Origin of the sequence: Streptomyces sp. NPDC006339 (genome assembly GCF_040612775.1) — a bacterium.
Taxonomy (GTDB): Bacteria; Actinomycetota; Actinomycetes; order Streptomycetales; family Streptomycetaceae; genus Streptomyces.
The window spans coordinates 1-18228 of the sequence record NZ_JBEXQW010000084.1 but is presented as its reverse complement, the minus strand read 5'-3'; the positions used below and the strand labels follow the sequence as shown (position 1 = coordinate 18228).

Here is an 18228-nt window from a genome sequence, read left to right as displayed (position 1 = left end):
CGTCCACTGTAGAAGCGGCAAGCCTGGCTTGACCCAGCTTCCACCGAGATCCACCCGAGACCGCCCCGGCCGGCCGTCCCCCGGCCGGGGCTACCTCACAAGTTCGGCGAGCGGAACGTCCAGCACATACGCGATCCGGGCCAGCGTACGGAAGCCAGGGTTAGCGCGACCGGCCTCGATGGCCTGGAGCGTCCCGCGGTCGATCCGAGCCGCGATGTACACCCGCTCCTGGGTCAGGTTCTGGTGCATCCGGGCGGCTCGGAGCCGCTCTCCTATCGCCTGTAGTCGCTCGTCGATCCATGAGTCGTCGTCAGGCAGTTCGCGCACCCGGTCAACGGTTGACCGGGTGCGATCACTTGTCGGCTGAATATAGTCAGCATTTTTTGATCTTCGTGAGCGCGCGTTGCCCCAGCCGCCCGAGAGCGGCCCGCTACGGCATCTGCCGTTCCTCGCTGCCGCCCCACCACACCATGAGCTGGTCACGCGACCTGAACCCCAACGTGGAGCGCAGCTTGGTCAGCTCGCGGTTCACGGTGGCCTCGCTGATATGGAGGGCGGTGGCGACCTGCTGTTGCAGATCGCCGAGTGCGAGGCGCCGCAGGATCTCGCGTTGCCGCGCAGTGCTGACCGCGCCGGTCACGCGCACTCGGGCCTGCTCCCACGGGATCGCCGCATCCCAGGCTCGGTCGTAGACCAGCCGCGCCCATGCAGCGGACGGAGCGTCCCGGATGTGCCAGCCCGCGTCGGCCTCATCGGGCACGATGACCTGTTCGACGAACAGATGACGCTTCTCGACGAGGACCATGCGGGGCGGCAGATGCTCCCGCCGGCCGATACGCACTTCGCCGCCGGCCTCGATGAGCGCCTCGACTGCCTCGACGGTGGGCGTGTGTTCCAGGGCGGTGGGCGCGTAGAGGTACCGGACGACGGCCCCGCGGTCCAAGAGCTCGCGGTCGCGCTGGAAGGCCCGGGCCTGAACTTCAGGGTCACGGTCGACGGGGTCGGCCGGCTGGACGGTGAGCAGCTCGACCCGCGCCCCCGCGACGGCCTGGCCGATGTGCTCGTTCATCAGGCCCTTAGTGGGCACCAGCTCGGAGGCGCCACCGCCGTGGAAAACGTTGGCGTCGTACACCTCGGCAAGCGGGGCGGTGTCCGGGACGTGCGCCAGGCGCTCGGCCACCGCAAGAACGTCAGCCCGGATGGAGTCGATGAGGTCGCGTACCGCGGCGCGCGGGTCGCGGGCCGCATGGATGCCGTCGGCGCCAGGCTTCACGAGACGGAGCTCGGCCAGGCGCCGTACGGCCGCATCGTCGGCTTCCGCTCCTGTGGCCACAGCCTCGTAGGCCCGCAGGTCAGGCGCTGCGAGCCCGTCGTCTCGGTCGTGCTCCGATTCCATACCTCTCTCCTCTCCGATGAGGGATTTCCGTCATGAGGATTTCCGTCATCCGGAACGTATGGCATGTGCGTAGTGCACATGCCACCCTACGTACAGCACAAAGCACGCGGAAGTGTGTTCGATTTTTGGTTGAACCTGGGAGGGATCATGCGTCAGAAGCTGGCCCGTGCCGCCACGGTGCTCCTGCTGGTGGGCGCCGGCGCGATGGGCGCCGCCGCCTCGTCCTACGCCGCCGACGACTCCGGTTGGGGCACGCCGCCGTCGACCGCGACATCGGACGACTCCGGCTGGGGTAGCCCGGCCCCGTCGCCGACACCCGAGCCGACCGCGACGACCCGAGACTCCGGCTGGGGATAAGCACCCCAGTAGTACGGTCGCTCGCCCGCCACACCCCACATGGCGGGCGAGTGCCTTCTCTGCCCGACTCGCGTCGGCCCGCGTTGTCGCACCGACAGCGTGGCACAGGCGCAGGCACAGCAAGGTGAGGTTGAGCATGAGCGCCGACCAGGCGACGACCTGGTCTCAGGCCGGAGAGCTCGCCGGGCAGCAGGGCCGCGACACGTCGAGGCTCCGCTGGCGTCCGGATGCACGCTCCTCCAGGTCAAACGGGGACTGTGAGCATGTGCAGGTATCGCCGGCGGACGTCCTGGCTGCGTACGTGTGGGGAGAGCGCGGCCGGTGCTTCCGGTGCGGGGACGAAGCGAGGCAGGTGACGACGCTGGCCACCGTACGGGTGCCGCGTCGAGGAGGGGACAGGGGCTACCGATTGAGCATGTGCGGTAGCTGCGTCCTCCGCGAGGAAGAGCGCCTGGAGACGAAGGCTCGGAGGCAGGGACGTGGGTACCACCCCGGCGGTATACGCCCCGGGAGCTGAGGGCCCGCCTCGGTTCTCCCGCTGGGAGAAATCCGGGAGATGATCAAGAAAAGAAGGGCCTCGGGAACCTAGGAATTCCCGCGAAAACCAACGATGCCCCCGACGCGAACCAACGCGTCGGGGGCATCGTCGTGTGGCGCTACTCACCCGTGCCTGCGGAAAGAACTAGCAGGTCAGGGCCGGAAAATGCTTAGCGCTCGACCTCGCCCTTGATGAACTTCTCGACGTTCTCGCGGGCCTCGTCGTCGAAGTACTGGACCGGCGGGGACTTCATGAAGTACGAGGACGCCGACAGGATCGGGCCGCCGATGCCGCGGTCCTTGGCGATCTTCGCCGCGCGCAGGGCGTCGATGATGACACCCGCGGAGTTCGGGGAGTCCCACACCTCGAGCTTGTACTCCAGGTTCAGCGGAACGTCACCGAAGGCACGGCCCTCGAGGCGCACGTACGCCCACTTGCGGTCGTCCAGCCAGGCCACGTAGTCCGAGGGGCCGATGTGGACGTTCTTCTCGCCGAGGTCCCGGTCGGGGATCTGGGAGGTGACGGCCTGCGTCTTGGAGATCTTCTTGGACTCCAGGCGCTCGCGCTCGAGCATGTTCTTGAAGTCCATGTTGCCGCCGACGTTGAGCTGCATCGTACGGTCGAGGATGACACCGCGGTCCTCGAAGAGCTTCGCCATGACGCGGTGCGTGATGGTGGCGCCGACCTGGGACTTGATGTCGTCGCCGACGATCGGGACACCGGCCTCGGTGAACTTGTCGGCCCACTCCTTGGTGCCGGCGATGAAGACCGGGAGGGCGTTGACGAAGGCGACCTTGGCGTCGATGGCGCACTGGGCGTAGAACTTCGCCGCGTCCTCGGAGCCCACGGGCAGGTAGCAGACGAGAACGTCGACCTGCTTGTCCTTGAGGACCTGGACGACGTCGACCGGGGCCTCGGCGGACTCCTCGATGGTCTCGCGGTAGTACTTGCCGAGACCGTCCAGGGTGTGGCCGCGCTGGACCGTGACGCCCGTGTTCGGGACGTCGCAGATCTTGATGGTGTTGTTCTCGCTGGCGCCGATGGCGTCCGCGAGGTCGAGACCGACCTTCTTCGCATCCACGTCGAAGGCGGCCACGAACTCCACGTCGCGGACGTGGTACTCGCCGAACTGGACGTGCATCAGGCCGGGCACCTTGGCCGCCGGGTCGGCGTCCTTGTAGTACTCGACGCCCTGCACCAGCGAGGCGGCGCAGTTGCCCACGCCGACGATGGCTACGCGAACCGAACCCATTTCCGGTTGCTCCCTGTGTGATCGTGGAAGCCCTGCGAGAAGCAGGGTTTCACTTGGCGGTGTCGTCGGACGGATCCGGCCGGGTACTGCCCCCGTGCCGGGGCAGGCCGCCCGTTTCTCCAGATTCTGTGTTCTGCCGAGCGGGACCCTCGGGGGCCTCGGGGCCGGATCGCTGATCCCGCCCCGCCCGCTCGCTCTCGATGAGCTCGTTCAGCCAGCGCACTTCGCGCTCCACGGACTCCATTCCGTGGCGCTGCAGCTCGAGCGTGTAGTCGTCGAGACGCTCGCGCGTACGGGCCAGAGAGGCGCGCATCTTCTCCAGGCGCTCCTCCAGCCGGCTGCGGCGGCCCTCCAGCACCCGCATCCGCACCTCGCGCTCGGTCTGGCCGAAGAAGGCGAAGCGGGCGGCGAAGTGCTCGTCCTCCCAGGCGTCGGGGCCGGTGTGGGAGAGGAGCTCTTCGAAGTGCTCCTTACCTTCGGCCGTCAGCCGGTAGACGATCTTGGCCCGGCGCCCGGCGAGGGTGGCCGCCACGGCCTCCTCGGGGGCGCTGCCCGGCTCCTCGATCAACCAGCCGTTTGCGACCAGCGTCTTGAGGCAGGGGTAGAGGGTGCCGTAGCTGAAGGCCCGGAAGATCCCCAGCGAGGTGTTGAGCCGCTTCCGCAGCTCGTACCCGTGCATCGGGGCCTCGCGGAGCAGGCCGAGGACGGCGAACTCGAGGATTCCTGAGCGCCTGCTCATCCGCCGCCTCCTCCGCTCTCCGGACCGGTCTCTTCGACCACATGCGAAAACTCGATATGACGAGTCGATGTGCCGTACTGATGTATCGACTCGATACATCCTGACGATAGAACGGGCCCCGGGTCGCGACAAGTGCGACTCGGGTGACCGGCGTCACATCGTCAATTCACAGCGATCGACTTGCCGGATTTGGGGTGAACTTCGGCCCTAGGCGGGTTTTGGCCGTGCGTAGTCTGTGCGGCATGCAGACCACCGGGAACCACGCGATGCCGCGGGGCGTCAGTGAAGCGGGTGACCGGCTGCGGCGCGGCGGGACTTCTTCCGAGGTCCGGCCGCGTGCATTTCGGGGGGACCGGAACTCAACTGCCGCTTCCAGGCGTACGCGCCTGCCCGAGGAGTAGTCGTTCGATGAGCGAGCATCGTCGCAAAATGCCGCAGCAGCAGCCGCCGACCGGCGGTCGTGCTGCGGCCCGGCGCGCCGCCCAGCAGCCGATGGGCCGCAGGTCGGCCCCGGGCCATGAGGTCCCCACGGGGTCCCCGTCGGCCTCGTACGGACCGCCCTCTTCCTATGGGGAGGAACAGCGTCCTTACGGAGGGCGTGCCGAGGCGCGGCGCGCGGCCCAGCGGGGCGGGCGCAGGCGCGCGCCCGAGGCCGGTGGACCGGGAGGTCCGGGCGGTGGACGGCGCGGCGGGGGCGGTGGCCACGGCGGCGGTCCCGGGAGGGGCCGGGGCGGCGGTCGCCCGCCGGGCAAGAAGCGGATGATCGACTACCCGCGGTACGGCAAGTACGGCTGGCGTCGCTGGGTGCCCTCGTGGAAGCTCACGACGGGCCTGTTCCTGGCGTTCTGCGGCGGCCTCATGGGCGCGGCGACCATCGCGTACGCCATGGTCGGCATCCCCGACGTGGCCCTCAGCGCCAAGCAGCAGAACAACGTCTTCTACTGGTCCGACAAGACCGTGATGGCGGCGACCGGCGGTGAGGTCAACCGCCAGATCGTCGGGATCGAGCAGATTCCGAAGGTCATGCAGGACGCCGTGATCTCGGCCGAGAACAAGACCTTCCGTACCGACTCCGGCATCGACCCCATGGGCATCGGCCGCGCGGTGTGGAACATGGCCAAGGGCGGTGAGACCCAGGGCGGCTCGACCATCACCCAGCAGTACGTGAAGAACAACCGCCTGGACGACCAGTCGCAGACGCTGACCCGCAAGGTGAAGGAACTCTTCATCTCCATGCGCGTCGGCAACGAGATGGAGAAGCCCGACATCATGGCGGGCTATCTCAACACCGCGTACTACGGGCGCGGCGCCTACGGCATCCAGGCCGCGGCCCGCACGTACTTCGGCAAGAACTCCCAGGAGCTCGATGCCAGCGAGTCCGCCTTCCTCGCCTCGCTGCTCAAGGGCGCGACGTACTACGACCCCGCCGGCAATCCCGAGATCGACCCCGACGCCACCGCGAAGGCGAACTACGACCGCGTGCACAAGCGCTGGTCGTGGATCCTCGACGAGATGGTCAAGGACGGCCACCTGCCGTCGGCGGAGCGGGCGAAGTACACCACCTTCCCCAAGGTGAAGGCGCGCACCGAAGGCCCGCAGTTGGGCGGCCAGATCGGCTACCTGGTCCGCACCGCCCAGTCGAGCATCCTCAACAACGACGAGCTGGGCATCAGCGAGCAGGACCTGGCCCGCGGCGGCTACGAGATCTACACCACCTTCGACAAGAAGAAGGTGAAGGCGCTCGAGACCTCGATCAAGAAGATCTACGAAGAGCACATCGACCCGGAGAAGCGCCCCAAGACCGACACCCACGTCCAGTTCGGCGGAGCCTCGGTGAACCCGGAGACGGGCGCGATCGTGGCGATCTACGGCGGCACCGACGCCACCAAGCACTTCACCAACAACGCCGACGAGACCGGTGCCCAGGTCGGTTCGACGTTCAAGCCCTTCGTGCTGGCCGCGGCGATGCGCGACGGCGTCCGGAACCCCAGGCTGGGGCCGGACCAGGGTCCCTCCTCGCGCACGCTCGTCGACCCGGACAAGAGCTACTACAACGCCCAGAACAAGCTGAGGATCAAGAACTACGACGGCACCATCTGGCATGACGAGAACGGCAAGGAGTGGCTCCAGGTCAACGACGACGACAAGAGCTACGACAGGATCAATCTGCGTACGGCGATGATGAAGTCCGCGAACTCGCCGTACGTGCAGCTCGGCATGGACGTCGGCATCGACAAGGTCCGCGAGGCGGCCGTCGACGCCGGCCTGCGCGAGGGCTCGCTCGTCAAGGCCAATGTCCCGTCCTTCTCCCTCGGCATCTCCAGCCCGAGCGCGATCCGCATGGCCGGCGCCTACGCGACCTTCGCCAACAACGGCGAACGCAACGACGTGTACTCGGTGGAGCGAGTCCTGAAGCAGGGCAAGGAGAAGTACAAGCACGAGTCCAAGCCCAAGCGGGTCTTCTCCACGGCCATCGCCAGCAACGTCACCGACGTCCTGAAGGACGTCGTCAAGGACGGCACCGGCAAGAAGGCCGCGCTCGACGACCGTGAGGCGGCCGGCAAGACGGGTACCACCGACGGCAACAACTCCGCCTGGTTCGTGGGGTACACCCCGCAGCTCTCGACCGCGATCGACATGTACCGCTTCGACGACGACGCCACCAACACGAAGCGCAAGTTCGAGTCCATGTTCGGCACCGGTGCCCAGCCGAAGATCCACGGCTCGTCGTTCCCGTCGCAGATCTGGCACGACTACATGACCGAGGCGCTCAAGGGCACCGAACCGAAGAGCTTCCCGGAGCCGGAGGAGCTGGACGCCGAGGGTGTCTACGGCGGCGGCATGGTCAGCCCGACCCCGACGCCTTCGGACACGCCGTCGTCGCAGACGCCGTCCATGACGCCGTCGACGACGCCGCCCACGCAGAAGCCGACCAAGACGCCGGACCCGGACAAGAGCTGCAGCGTCTGGGACTGGCCGTGCAACACGGACGGCGGCGCCACCACCGGCAACGACAACGGCGGATCCAACGGCGGACCCACCACGACACCGCCGCCGGACCCGACGGACAGCCCCAGCGCCGACAGCGGCGGCACGGGCAGGCCCAACGGCGGAACCTGGGGCAGCCTGGGCGGCTGACCCGCCGGCCCCGTGCCTTCGAGGGCCGTCGCGCCCGGTCCGTACCTCGTGTACGGCACCGGCCGCGGCGGCCCTCACCGTTTTCCCGGGGGCGTACGGCAGGATGTCCCCCATGCCGAGCCTCCAGAAGACGAGCCCTCCGCAGGACCCGGTGGTCTGCCCGACGCGCACGGACGACGTGGCCGCGTCGGGCAGCGAGCTGATCGGGGGGCCGATCGGGCGCCGGGCGCTGCTCGGTGCCGGGCGGCTCTCCCCGGTGCGCGTCGTCGTCCTGGTGGCCATCGGGATGTTTGCGCTCGGCATGGTGCAGAAGCTGCCCTGTTACAACTGGGCCTGGTTCCGCGGCACCACCTCCCAGTACACCCACGCCTGCTACTCCGACATTCCGCACCTCTTCTCCGGCCGCGGCTTCGCGGACGGCCTGGTGCCGTACTTCGACCGGATCGGTGGCGACATACCGTTCCTGGAGTACCCCGTCCTGACGGGGCTGTTCATGGAGGTCGCCGCCTGGCTGACGCCCGGCGGCGGTGATCCGACGGAGCGCGAGCAGGCGTTCTGGATGGCCAACGCGGGCCTGCTCATGGTGTGCGCGGCCGTCCTCGCGGTCTGTGTGGCCCGCACCCACCGCCGGCGCCCCTGGGACGGCCTGCTGGTGGCCCTCGCGCCGGCCTTCGCGCTGACCGCCACCATCAACTGGGACCTGCTGGCCGTCGCCATGACGGCCGCGGCGCTGCTGATGTGGTCGCGGGGCCGCCCGCTCGGCTTCGGCGTCCTGATCGGGCTCGCGACGGCCGCCAAGTTCTACCCCGCGCTGCTGCTCGTACCCGTGCTCCTGCTGTGCTGGCGGGCCGGGAGGTGGCGTGCGTGCGGGACGGCGATGCTCGGGGCGGCCGGAGCCTGGCTGGTGGTGAACCTGCCGGTGATGCTCCTCGCGCCCGAGGGCTGGAAGCAGTTCTACGTCTTCAGCACGGAGCGCAACGTCGACTTCGGGTCCGTCTGGCTGCTCATCAGCCAGATCACGGGCGAGTCGATCAGCCCGGGGACGGCGAACTACTACGCGCTGTTCCTGATGATGCTCGCCGTCGCGGGTCTCGCGTACCTGGCGTTCACCGCGCCCCGCAGGCCCCGCCTCGTCCAACTGGCCTTCCTGATCGTGGCGGCGTTCGTCCTCACCAACAAGGTCTACTCGCCGCAGTACGTCCTGTGGCTCATCCCGCTCGCGGCGCTCGCCCGGCCGCGCTGGCGGGACTTCCTGGTCTGGCAGACCTGCGAGGTCATGTACTTCCTGGGCATCTGGCTCTACCTCGCCTACACGACCAGCGGCAACAAGCAGGGTCTGCCGACCGACGGCTACCAGTTCGCGATCGTCCTGCACCTGCTGGGGACGCTCTATCTGTGCGCCCTCGTCGTGCGCGACATCCTGGTGCCCGACCGGGACGGGGTGCGGCGGGACGGCTCGGACGACCCGTCGGGCGGCGTCCTGGACGGCGCTGAGGACGACTTCGTGCTCGGCAGGGCGGCGCATCCGGTGCGGCACGCGGCACCGGCCGTGGAGGGGCCGCGGGTCGAGTGGGGCAGGCGGCGGGACATGGACTGGAGCGCTCCCCAGGAGTGAGAGCGGAAATCACGAGCGGCCCCCGGGATCTCCCCGGGGGCTGCTCGTCTTTTCAGGCTCAGCGCTCGACGATCCGGTCGTACTGGGTCGTGGTGTGGCGCAGATGGGCGACCAGCTCGTCGCCGACCTTCGGCTCCTGGGCGTCGGACGGCACGAACAGGATCGAGACCTGCATGTGCGGCGGCTCGGCGAACCAGCGCTGCTTGCCGGCCCAGACGAACGGCGAAAGGTTCCGGTTGACGGTGGCGAGCCCGGCACGGGCCACGCCCTTGGCGCGCGGCATCACGCCGTGCATCGCCTTGGGGGCCTCCAGGCCCACTCCGTGCGAGGTGCCGCCGGCGACCACCACGAGCCAGCCGTCGGAGGCGGCCTTCTGCTGGCGGTAGCCGAAGCGGTCGCCCTTGGCGACCCGGGTGACGTCGAGGACCGCGCCCCGGTACTCGGTGGCCTCGTGGTCGCCGAGCCACAGCCGCGTGCCGATCCGGGCGCGGAAGCGGGTCTGCGGGAACTGCTGCTGGAGCCGGGCCTGCTCGTCGGCGCGCAGATGGCTGACGAACATGGTGTGCAGCGGCAGCCGGGCGGCCCGCAGGCGGTCCATCCAGCCGATGACCTCCTCGACGGCGTCCGTGCCGTCCGTGCGGTCGAGCGGCAGGTGCAGGGCGAAGCCCTCGAGCCGTACGTCCTCGATGGCGGCGTGGAGCTGCGGAAGCTCCTCCTCCTTGATGCCGTGGCGCTTCATCGAGCTCATGCACTCGATGACGACCCGGGCGCCCACCAGGGCGTGCACCCCGTCCACGGAGGACACCGAACGGATCACCCGGTCGGGCAGCGGCACCGGCTCCTCGCCCCGCCGGAACGGGGTGAGGACGAGCAGGTCGCCGCCGAACCAGTCCTTGATCCGGGCGGCCTCGTACGTGGTGCCCACCGCGAGCATGTCGGCGCCGAAGCGGGCGGCCTCGTCGGAGAGCCGCTCGTGGCCGAAGCCGTAACCGTTGCCCTTGCAGACCGGGACGAGGCCCGGGAACTGGTCGATGACCGTCTTCTGGTGCGCCCGCCAGCGAGCGGTGTCGACGTAGAGGGAGAGCGCCATGGCCGGCCCGGAACCTTTCTGGTGGCTGCGGTGTATCAAAGGTGTGTACGAGACTACGCAAGCCTCGGTCGCGTCGTCAGCGACGCGACATGTAGATGTCCAGGGCCTTGTGCAGGAGCTTGTTCAGCGGGAAGTCCCACTCGCCGACGTACTCCACCGCCTCGCCGCCCGTGCCGACCTTGAACTGGATCAGACCGAAGAGGTGGTCGGTCTCGTCCAGCGAGTCCGAGATGCCGCGCAGGTCGTAGACGGTCGCGCCCATGGCGTAGGCGTCGCGCAGCATCCGCCACTGCATCGCGTTCGAGGGCCGGACCTCGCGGCCGATGTTGTCGGAGGCGCCGTAGGAGTACCAGACGTGGCCGCCGACGACGAGCATGGTGGCGGCGGAGAGGTTCACGCCGTTGTGGCGGGCGAAGTAGAGGCGCATGCGGTTGGGATCCTCGTTGTTGAGGACGGTCCACATGCGCTGGAAGTACGAGAGCGGGCGCGGCCGGAAGTGGTCGCGGACGGCCGTGATCTCGTAGAGGCGCTGCCACTCGGCGAGGTCCTCGTAGCCGCCCTGGACGACCTCGACGCCGGCCTTCTCGGCCTTCTTGATGTTGCGGCGCCAGAGCTGGTTGAAGCCCTTGAGGACGTCGTCGAGCGAGCGGCCGGCGAGCGGGACCTGGAAGACGTAGCGGGGCTGGACGTCACCGAAGCCGGCGCCGCCGTCCTCGCCCTGCTGCCAGCCCATCTTGCGCAGACGGTCGGCGACCTCGAAGGCGCGCGCCTCGATGTGGGTGGCCTCGACGTCCCGCAGGCGCTTGACGTCCGGGTCCTGGATGCCGGACTTGATGGCGGCGGCGTCCCAGCGGCGGATGACGACCGGCGGGCCCATCTTCACGGAGAAGGCGCCCTGCTGCTTCAGATGCGCGAGCATCGGCTGCAGCCACTCCTCGAGGTTCGGGGCGTACCAGTTGATGACCGGGCCCTCGGGCAGATAGGCGAGGTAGCGCTTGATCTTGGGAAGCTGGCGGTAGAGCACCAGGCCGGCGCCGACCAGCTCGCCGGTCTTGTCGAACCAGCCGAGGCTCTCCGAGCGCCACTCGGTCTTCACATCCGCCCACGCCGGGACCTGGCAGTGACTCGCCGCGGGCCGGCTCTGGATGAATGCCAGATGCTGCTCTCGGCTGATGGTCCTCAGGGTCAGGCTCATGCGGGGCGCTCCTCGGCAGGTGTGTCCCCATCGGTTCAGGGGCTCCGGCTCTCGCGCCGAAGCCTACTGCGAGCGGGGAGCACCCCGAATGGCCGTGGTGACCCGTCCGGGCCAGTGGCGGGGCGGATCAGCCGTCCACCACTAGTTGATCACGATGCCGCTGAAGAGTCCTCCGTGGGCCATGCCGAGGTAGAAGCCCACTCCGGCGGCGCCCAGCCCGATGATCAGCAGGAAGCGCTCCCGGGTCGTCGCGGAGATGAACTGGCCGTAGCCACCGGCGAGGATTCCGAGCAGGCCGGTCCACGAGGTCAGCACGTGCAGGTGGTGGAACCCGGCCGTGACGAGGGAGACGACGCCGAGCACGAGGGTCACGGCGACGAGGGTGTCCTGCAGCGGGTGGGGCTTGCCGTCCGTGGCGAAGAGGGAGTGTCCGGGGTCGGGTCGCATTGCCTGTGCCATGAGGGCCTCCTGGCGTGCCGTCCTGTCGGCGGCGCCCTGTGACGCCGCCGACATCCGATGTGTCCAGATTGCGTCCCTTCACCACCGGATTTCAACCGCAGGCCGATGTACGGGTAGTCTGTACGGTCTGCACCGGTGTCTGCCCAGGTCCGTCCAGGATCCCGACAGCACCCCCCTCGCCGGTCGAGGGGGACTGTCAGTGGTGGCCGATACCGTTGCTCACGCATCACGACCCTCCTGCCACGGAACGACCGTGGCCGCTGAGTCCAAAGGAGGTGGGTTCCACATGCGTCACTACGAGGTGATGGTCATCCTCGACCCCGATCTCGAGGAGCGCGCTGTCTCCCCGCTGATCGAGAACTTCCTCTCCGTCGTCCGTGAGGGCAACGGAAAGGTCGAGAAGGTCGACACCTGGGGCCGTCGTCGTCTCGCCTACGAGATCAAGAAGAAGCCCGAGGGCATCTACTCGGTCATCGACCTGCAGGCCGAGCCTGCGGTCGTCAAGGAGCTCGACCGCCAGATGAACCTGAACGAGTCGGTCCTCCGGACCAAGGTCCTCCGCCCCGAGACCCACTGAGCCTTCCGCTCACAGGTACTCGGGTCCGAGTAGCAGTAAGCAGCCAGAAGCAATCCCGCCGAGAGGTTCACCCATGGCAGGCGAGACCGTCATCACGGTCGTCGGCAATCTTGTCGAAGACCCCGAGCTGCGCTTCACCCCGTCCGGTGCGGCGGTCGCGAAGTTCCGTGTCGCGTCCACTCCCCGCACCTTCGACCGTCAGACCAACGAGTGGAAGGACGGCGAGAGCCTGTTCCTGACCTGCTCGGTCTGGCGTCAGGCGGCGGAGAACGTCGCCGAGTCGCTTCAGAAGGGCATGCGCGTCGTCGTGCAGGGCCGTCTGAAGCAGCGGTCCTACGACGACCGTGAGGGCGTCAAGCGCACGGTCTTCGAGCTGGATGTCGAGGAAGTCGGCCCCAGCCTGAAGAACGCCACGGCCAAGGTCACCCGCACCACCGGTCGCGGTGGCCAGGGCGGCTACGGCGGCGGTCAGCAGGGTGGCGGCGGTGGCGGCTGGGGTGGCAACTCCGGCGGTGGCCAGCAGGGCGGCGGAGCTCCCTCCGACGACCCCTGGGCCTCCGGCGCCCCGTCCGGCGGCCAGCAGGCCGGCGGCGGTGGCGGCTGGGGCGGCAATTCCGGCGGCGGCTACTCGGACGAGCCTCCCTTCTAGGGCACGCGCCCCTGAAGCAGCTCGTACCCCAACTTCTTGATCACACAGGAGAAACACCATGGCGAAGCCGCCTGTGCGCAAGCCTAAGAAGAAGGTCTGCGCGTTCTGCAAGGACAAGGTCGCGTACGTCGACTACAAGGACACGAACATGCTGCGGAAGTTCATTTCCGACCGCGGCAAGATCCGTGCCCGCCGCGTGACCGGCAACTGCACGCAGCACCAGCGTGACGTCGCCACGGCCGTCAAGAACAGCCGTGAGATGGCGCTGCTGCCCTACACGTCCACCGCGCGATAAGGGAAGGGTGACCGAAAAATGAAGATCATCCTCACCCACGAGGTCTCCGGCCTCGGTGCCGCTGGCGACGTCGTCGACGTCAAGGACGGCTACGCTCGCAACTACCTGGTCCCGCGCGGTTTCGCGATCCGCTGGACCAAGGGTGGCGAGAAGGACGTGGCGCAGATCCGCCGCGCCCGCAAGATCCACGAGATCGCGACCATCGAGCAGGCCAACGAGATCAAGGCCCAGCTCGAGGGCACGAAGGTCCGCCTGGCCGTTCGCTCCGGCGACGCCGGCCGTCTCTTCGGCTCCGTGACCCCGGCCGACATCGCTGCCGCGATCAAGTCCGCGGGTGGCCCGGACGTCGACAAGCGTCGCGTCGAGCTCGGTTCGCCGATCAAGACCCTGGGCTCGCACCAGGTGTCCGTGCGTCTGCACCCCGAGGTTGCCGCGAAGCTCGGCGTCGAGGTCGTCGCCGCGTAACGCTGCCATCGGGCAGTCTGCGCTCAGCAGTCAGGAAGGGCCGCACCCCTCGGGGTGCGGCCCTTCCGCCGTTTCACGTGAAACATCCCGGGCGGGCGTTCCACTCCTCAGCGGGTGGCGCCGGTGACGATCCAGCGGCCTGAACGGGTGCGGAACCAGAGGGTCGCCAGGCGGACGGTCATCATGAGCGTCATCGCTCCCCAGAGCGCGGTCAGGCCGCCACCGAGTGCCGGGACCAGCAGGGCGACCGGGGCGAAGACGACCAGGGTGAGCAGCATGGCCCAGGCGAGGTAAGGGCCGTCACCCGCGCCCATGAGGACCCCGTCGAGGACGAAGACGACCCCCGAGACCGGTTGGAAGAGGGCCACGACCAAGAGGGCGGGCAGCAAGGTGTCCTGGACGACGGTGTCACCGGTGAAGAGCGGGATGAAGAGGGGTCGGGTGAGGACGAGCAGCAGTCCGAGGACCACCCCGGAGACCACGCCCCACTGGATCATGCGGCGGCAGACCTGGCGGGCGCCCTCCGCGTCGTCGGCGCCGAGGTAACGGCCGATGATGGCCTGGCCGGCGATGGCGATCGCGTCGAGGGCGAAGGCCATGAGGCTCCACAGGGACAGGATGATCTGGTGGGCGGCGACATCGGCGTCGCCGAGCCGGGCCGCCACGGCGGTGGCGATCATCAGGACGGCCCGGAGCGAGAGCGTACGGACCAGGAGCGGGACGCCGGCCTGGGCTCCGGCTCTGATGCCGGCGACATCGGGGCGCAGGGAGACTCCGTGGCGCCGGGCGCCCCGGACGACCACGAAGAGATAGGCGGCGGCCATGCCGATCTGGGCGATGACCGTGCCCCAGGCGGAGCCCGCGATGCCGAGCCCGGCGCCGTAGACCAGACCCACGTTCAGGGCGGCGTTGGCGGCGAAGCCGGCGATGGCGACGTAGAGCGGGGTCCGGGTGTTCTGGAGGCCGCGCAGGACGCCGGTGGCGGCCAGGACGACGAGCATGGCGGGGATGCCGAGGATGGAGATCCGCAGATAGGTGAGGGCGTGGGGCGCGGCCGTGTCGGAGGCGCCGAAGACGTCGACGAGCCAGGGTGCGGTGGGGAGGGTGAGGGCGACGACGCCGGCGGCCAGGAGGAGGGCGAGCCAGATGCCGTCGATGCCCTGGCGGATGGCGGACGGGAGATCGCCGGCGCCGACGCGGCGGGCGACGGCGGCGGTGGTGGCGTAGGCGAGGAAGACGAAGACGCTCACCGCGGTGGAGAGCAGTGTCGAGGCGATGGCGAGGCCGGCGAGTTGGGGGGTGCCGAGGTGGCCGATAATGGCGCTGTCGACCATGAGGAACAGGGGCTCGGCGACGAGAGCGCCGAAGGCGGGGACGGCGAGGGAGACGATCTCGCGGTCGTGTTGCCGTCGAACGGCCTTGGGGGTCGCGGGAGCCTGGTGCACACGCCCAATGTAATCTTCCACAGGTAAGCGACGCAATGCGCCTGTGACCATTACTTTCGGCGCGACAGGGCCTTCGGGTGTGCGCCGTTTGTTCTGATCTTGAGGTGGGCGCGAAAGTTTTTCTCCCCCACAGCCCGTGGATGGAAAAGCAGCAGGTCAGAGCCCTTCCGTGGGGTGGGTTATGAGTTTGTCCACACGGCTGTCCCCCGGTCCGTGCACAGGATCCGGGGAGTTCTCCACAGCTTCTGGGTCTTCACCCACAGGCCCTGTGGATAACCAGATTGGCTGACGGTGCGGAGGGGCCTACCGTGGTCCGGCGCCCGACGCGCCAGAAGCGGAGTCAAAGCCTCTTGTTTGTCCGAGCCGTGGCGTAAGAAAGAGTGGCACGGTGAGGTCCGCGGAGCGGACGGGAGGAGGTGGCTTGGGTGAGCATTCCCGAGCCCTTGGACGATCCCTGGGCCGACAGCGGACCCGGTGACCGGCTGCCCACCCGTACCCGCGGTGAGGCCCGCGGGCGGGGCAGGGGCCGGGAGGACCAGCACGAGCGCGGCAGCGAAGGCGGCTGGGACGCGGGGATCTCCGGCTTCGAGCGGGTCCCTCCCCAGGACCTCGACGCCGAGCAGTCCGTCCTCGGCGGCATGCTGCTCTCCAAGGACGCCATCGCCGATGTCGTCGAGATCATCAAGGGTCACGACTTCTACAAGCCGGCCCACGAGACGATCTACGCGGCGATTCTCGACCTGTACGCGAAGGGCGAGCCGGCCGACCCCATCACGGTCGGCGCCGAGCTCACCAAGCGCGGTGAGATCACCCGGGTCGGCGGCGCCTCGTACCTCCACACGCTCGTCCAGTCGGTGCCCACCGCCGCCAACGCCTCGTACTACGCGGAGATCGTCCACGAGCGGGCCGTGCTGCGCCGGCTCGTGGAGGCCGGTACCAAGATCACGCAGATGGGATACGCGGCCGACGGCGACGTCGACGAGATCGTCAACCGCGCCCAGGCCGAGATCTACCAGGTCACCGAGCAGCGCACCACCGAGGACTATCTGCCGCTCGGCGACATCATGGAGGGCGCCCTCGACGAGATCGAGGCGATCGGCTCCCGCAGCGGCGAGATGACCGGTGTGCCCACGGGCTTCACCGACCTCGACGCGCTCACCAACGGTCTGCACCCGGGCCAGATGATCATCATCGCGGCCCGTCCCGCCATGGGTAAGTCCACGCTGGCGCTGGACTTCGCCCGGGCGGCCTCCATCAAGCACAACCTGCCCAGCGTCATCTTCTCCCTCGAGATGGGGCGCAACGAGATCGCGATGCGTCTGCTCTCGGCCGAGGCCCGGGTGGCGCTGCACCACATGCGCTCCGGCACCATGACCGACGAGGACTGGACCCGGCTCGCCCGCCGGATGCCCGACGTCTCGCAGGCCCCCCTCTACATCGACGACTCGCCGAACCTGTCGATGATGGAGATCCGCGCCAAGTGCCGCCGCCTCAAGCAGCGCAGCGGGCTCAAGCTCGTCATCATCGACTACCTCCAGCTCATGCAGTCCGGCGGCTCCAAGCGCGCCGAGAGCCGCCAGCAGGAGGTCTCCGACATGTCGCGAAACCTCAAGCTCCTCGCCAAGGAGCTGGAGCTCCCGGTGATCGCGCTCTCCCAGTTGAACCGTGGCCCGGAGCAGCGCACCGACAAGAAGCCGATGGTCTCCGACCTCCGTGAGTCCGGCTCCATCGAGCAGGACGCGGACATGGTCATCCTCCTGCACCGCGAGGACGCCTACGAGAAGGAGTCCCCCCGCGCCGGCGAGGCCGACATCATCGTCGGCAAGCACCGTAACGGCCCGACGGCGACCATCACCGTGGCCTTCCAGGGTCACTACTCGCGCTTCGTCGACATGGCACAGACCTGATCATCGCGGACTCCCGTGGCCCGAGACCGCGGACCGATCGGTGCCCGTCCGGCTCGGGGACCTTCCCGTCGACCGGTGCGGCATGGTCGTCGGCGACGCCGCGGGGCTGGACGCGTGAACGGGAATGGACGACGAGCCGGCCGACGGCCTCGCCGATGTCTTCTACTGGGGCCGGTACGCGGACGACGCGCAGGCACGGTTCGGTGGTGAGCGGATCGCGCAGTACGGCGTCGACGGCCCGCACGGGTGGCTCGACCTCCCGCTGGCCGAAGCAGCCGCCCGCGCGGCCGAACTCACCGCGTGGTGCGACCGTCTCCATGGCAGGGGCCTCATGGTCTCGGTCGACAAGCACACCGACTTCCACCGCTCCCGGCGGGCCGGGTGGCACCATCCGCTCCGCGTCGGTGCGATCGAGGTCGGCGGCTGTCCGGTGCTCGGGATCGAATGGGACCCGGGCGACCACTCGATCAGGCACCGCGGTGAGCGTGACGCCGGCCAGGTCTATCCGGTCACACTCGAAGCCGACGAGACGGGAGAGATGGTGATGCGGTGGACCATCCCGCCCTACGACTGCGACGACGAAGGCGAGTGACGAGCCCAGCCCTGGGGGATCCGCCACCGTAGTGAGAACCTACAGTGGGCGCTGCCTCACCCGTGGGGCAGCGGCGTGCCGGAGCAACGGGCCGCCGTTCTCCGACAGTTCTCGCGGAGAGAGCGACCGAGGCGTCCCCGGAGGTTCCCGGCATGAACGACGGCGGTTCCGTCGGCTGCACCACGACTGATCCGGCGACCGAGGTGTTTGTCGCGCACCGGAAGCTGCTCTTCACGGTCGCCTACGAGATGCTCGGGTCGGCGGCCGACGCCGAGGACGTGGTGCAGGAGACCTGGCTGCGGTGGATGAAGGTCGATCTGGAGCAGGTCGGGGACCGACGGGCGTATCTGGTCAGGATCACGACCCGGCAGGCGCTCAACCGGTTGCGCACGATGAAGCGGCGCCGCGAGGCGTACGTCGGGCAGTGGCTGCCCGAGCCGCTGCTGACCGCGCCGGACGTGGCCGAGGACGTCGAGCTGGCCGAGAGCGTGTCGATGGCGATGATGCTCGTCCTCGAAA

The 18228-nt window shown here is 68.8% G+C and carries 18 protein-coding genes; 10 read left to right on the top strand and 8 right to left on the bottom strand.

Going from position 1 to position 18228, the window contains the following annotated elements:
• Positions 1–90 precede the first annotated feature (90 nt).
• Positions 91–327, bottom strand: a complete 237-nt coding sequence (locus ABZ135_RS37300; protein ID WP_356702588.1) for a helix-turn-helix transcriptional regulator — start codon at positions 325–327, stop codon at positions 91–93.
• 103 nt (positions 328–430) lie between these two features.
• On the bottom strand, positions 431–1396 hold the full coding sequence (locus tag ABZ135_RS37295) for a LuxR C-terminal-related transcriptional regulator (protein WP_356702586.1): 966 nt from the start codon (positions 1394–1396) through the stop codon (positions 431–433).
• 147 nt (positions 1397–1543) lie between these two features.
• On the opposite strand from ABZ135_RS37295, the gene ABZ135_RS37290 reads away from it, so the two are divergent.
• Entirely contained in the window at positions 1544–1753 is a 210-nt protein-coding gene (locus tag ABZ135_RS37290; protein ID WP_356702584.1) for a hypothetical protein, read from the top strand.
• Positions 1754–2460: 707 nt separating this feature from the next.
• Here ABZ135_RS37290 and ABZ135_RS37285 read toward each other — a convergent pair.
• Both ABZ135_RS37285 and ABZ135_RS37280 read right to left on the bottom strand, forming a co-directional pair.
• Entirely contained in the window at positions 2461–3543 is a 1083-nt protein-coding gene (locus ABZ135_RS37285) for an inositol-3-phosphate synthase (RefSeq protein ID WP_356702582.1), read from the bottom strand.
• A 49-nt stretch (positions 3544–3592) separates the two neighbouring features.
• Positions 3593–4282: a helix-turn-helix transcriptional regulator gene (locus tag ABZ135_RS37280; RefSeq protein WP_356702580.1), complete on the bottom strand. Its 690-nt coding sequence runs from the start codon at positions 4280–4282 to the stop codon at positions 3593–3595.
• 408 nt (positions 4283–4690) lie between these two features.
• On the opposite strand from ABZ135_RS37280, the gene ABZ135_RS37275 reads away from it, so the two are divergent.
• Both ABZ135_RS37275 and ABZ135_RS37270 read left to right on the top strand, forming a co-directional pair.
• On the top strand, positions 4691–7420 hold the full coding sequence (locus ABZ135_RS37275; RefSeq protein ID WP_356702578.1) for a transglycosylase domain-containing protein: 2730 nt from the start codon (positions 4691–4693) through the stop codon (positions 7418–7420).
• Positions 7421–7532: 112 nt separating this feature from the next.
• Positions 7533–9035, top strand: coding sequence for a glycosyltransferase 87 family protein (locus tag ABZ135_RS37270; RefSeq protein WP_356702576.1), 1503 nt, complete (start codon positions 7533–7535; stop codon positions 9033–9035).
• Positions 9036–9093: 58 nt separating this feature from the next.
• On the opposite strand, the gene ABZ135_RS37265 is transcribed toward ABZ135_RS37270, so the two are convergent.
• The 3 genes from ABZ135_RS37265 to ABZ135_RS37255 form a co-directional block, all read right to left on the bottom strand.
• Positions 9094–10125 carry an alanine racemase gene (locus ABZ135_RS37265; protein WP_356702575.1) on the bottom strand — a complete coding sequence of 344 codons (1032 nt, stop codon included), beginning with the start codon at positions 10123–10125 and terminating at the stop codon, positions 9094–9096.
• A 76-nt stretch (positions 10126–10201) separates the two neighbouring features.
• Positions 10202–11320 (bottom strand): peptidoglycan bridge formation glycyltransferase FemA/FemB family protein, encoded by a 1119-nt coding sequence (locus tag ABZ135_RS37260; RefSeq protein WP_356702573.1) that lies wholly within the window; start codon positions 11318–11320, stop codon positions 10202–10204.
• Positions 11321–11461: 141 nt separating this feature from the next.
• Entirely contained in the window at positions 11462–11779 is a 318-nt protein-coding gene (locus tag ABZ135_RS37255) for a hypothetical protein (protein WP_356702571.1), read from the bottom strand.
• A 286-nt stretch (positions 11780–12065) separates the two neighbouring features.
• On the opposite strand from ABZ135_RS37255, the gene rpsF reads away from it, so the two are divergent.
• The 4 genes from rpsF (at position 12066) to rplI (ending at position 13765) form a co-directional block, all read left to right on the top strand.
• Positions 12066–12356 (top strand): 30S ribosomal protein S6, encoded by a 291-nt coding sequence (gene rpsF / locus ABZ135_RS37250; RefSeq protein ID WP_004950685.1) that lies wholly within the window; start codon positions 12066–12068, stop codon positions 12354–12356.
• A 73-nt stretch (positions 12357–12429) separates the two neighbouring features.
• Complete coding sequence (locus tag ABZ135_RS37245; RefSeq protein ID WP_356702569.1) at positions 12430–13005, top strand: single-stranded DNA-binding protein; 576 nt, start codon at positions 12430–12432, stop codon at positions 13003–13005.
• 58 nt (positions 13006–13063) lie between these two features.
• Positions 13064–13300 (top strand): 30S ribosomal protein S18, encoded by a 237-nt coding sequence (rpsR, locus tag ABZ135_RS37240; protein ID WP_128983236.1) that lies wholly within the window; start codon positions 13064–13066, stop codon positions 13298–13300.
• A gap of 18 nt (positions 13301–13318) precedes the next feature.
• Positions 13319–13765, top strand: coding sequence for a 50S ribosomal protein L9 (gene rplI / locus ABZ135_RS37235; protein ID WP_345486874.1), 447 nt, complete (start codon positions 13319–13321; stop codon positions 13763–13765).
• Between the two features lie 107 nt (positions 13766–13872).
• On the opposite strand, the gene ABZ135_RS37230 is transcribed toward rplI, so the two are convergent.
• The gene (locus tag ABZ135_RS37230; RefSeq protein ID WP_356702567.1) at positions 13873–15210 is read right to left on the bottom strand and encodes an MATE family efflux transporter; all 1338 of its coding nucleotides are present in this window, start codon (positions 15208–15210) and stop codon (positions 13873–13875) included.
• Positions 15211–15635: 425 nt separating this feature from the next.
• Here ABZ135_RS37230 and dnaB point away from each other — a divergent pair, with 425 nt between their 5' ends.
• The 3 genes from dnaB to ABZ135_RS37215 form a co-directional block, all read left to right on the top strand.
• The gene (gene dnaB, locus ABZ135_RS37225; RefSeq protein WP_356702565.1) at positions 15636–17117 is read left to right on the top strand and encodes a replicative DNA helicase; all 1482 of its coding nucleotides are present in this window, start codon (positions 15636–15638) and stop codon (positions 17115–17117) included.
• 124 nt (positions 17118–17241) lie between these two features.
• Positions 17242–17709 (top strand): hypothetical protein, encoded by a 468-nt coding sequence (locus tag ABZ135_RS37220; RefSeq protein WP_356702563.1) that lies wholly within the window; start codon positions 17242–17244, stop codon positions 17707–17709.
• Positions 17710–17861: 152 nt separating this feature from the next.
• The coding region (locus tag ABZ135_RS37215; RefSeq protein ID WP_356702561.1) for a sigma factor at positions 17862–18228 on the top strand (367 nt) is incomplete at its 3' end.

Bases quoted from the DNA above. Each gene is read 5' to 3' on its own strand.
- ABZ135_RS37280 (WP_356702580.1), bottom strand. From the start codon at position 4,282: ATGAGCAGGCGCTCAGGAATCCTCGAGTTCGCCGTCCTCGGCCTGCTC.
- ABZ135_RS37295 (WP_356702586.1), bottom strand. From the start codon at position 1,396: ATGGAATCGGAGCACGACCGAGACGACGGGCTCGCAGCGCCTGACCTG.
- rpsF (WP_004950685.1), top strand. From the start codon at position 12,066: ATGCGTCACTACGAGGTGATGGTCATCCTCGACCCCGATCTCGAGGAG.
- ABZ135_RS37290 (WP_356702584.1), top strand. From the start codon at position 1,544: ATGCGTCAGAAGCTGGCCCGTGCCGCCACGGTGCTCCTGCTGGTGGGC.
- rpsR (WP_128983236.1), top strand. From the start codon at position 13,064: ATGGCGAAGCCGCCTGTGCGCAAGCCTAAGAAGAAGGTCTGCGCGTTC.
- ABZ135_RS37220 (WP_356702563.1), top strand. From the start codon at position 17,242: ATGGACGACGAGCCGGCCGACGGCCTCGCCGATGTCTTCTACTGGGGC.
- rplI (WP_345486874.1), top strand. From the start codon at position 13,319: ATGAAGATCATCCTCACCCACGAGGTCTCCGGCCTCGGTGCCGCTGGC.
- ABZ135_RS37245 (WP_356702569.1), top strand. From the start codon at position 12,430: ATGGCAGGCGAGACCGTCATCACGGTCGTCGGCAATCTTGTCGAAGAC.
- ABZ135_RS37265 (WP_356702575.1), bottom strand. From the start codon at position 10,125: ATGGCGCTCTCCCTCTACGTCGACACCGCTCGCTGGCGGGCGCACCAG.
- ABZ135_RS37275 (WP_356702578.1), top strand. From the start codon at position 4,691: ATGAGCGAGCATCGTCGCAAAATGCCGCAGCAGCAGCCGCCGACCGGC.
- ABZ135_RS37255 (WP_356702571.1), bottom strand. From the start codon at position 11,779: ATGGCACAGGCAATGCGACCCGACCCCGGACACTCCCTCTTCGCCACG.
- ABZ135_RS37260 (WP_356702573.1), bottom strand. From the start codon at position 11,320: ATGAGCCTGACCCTGAGGACCATCAGCCGAGAGCAGCATCTGGCATTC.
- ABZ135_RS37270 (WP_356702576.1), top strand. From the start codon at position 7,533: ATGCCGAGCCTCCAGAAGACGAGCCCTCCGCAGGACCCGGTGGTCTGC.
- ABZ135_RS37285 (WP_356702582.1), bottom strand. From the start codon at position 3,543: ATGGGTTCGGTTCGCGTAGCCATCGTCGGCGTGGGCAACTGCGCCGCC.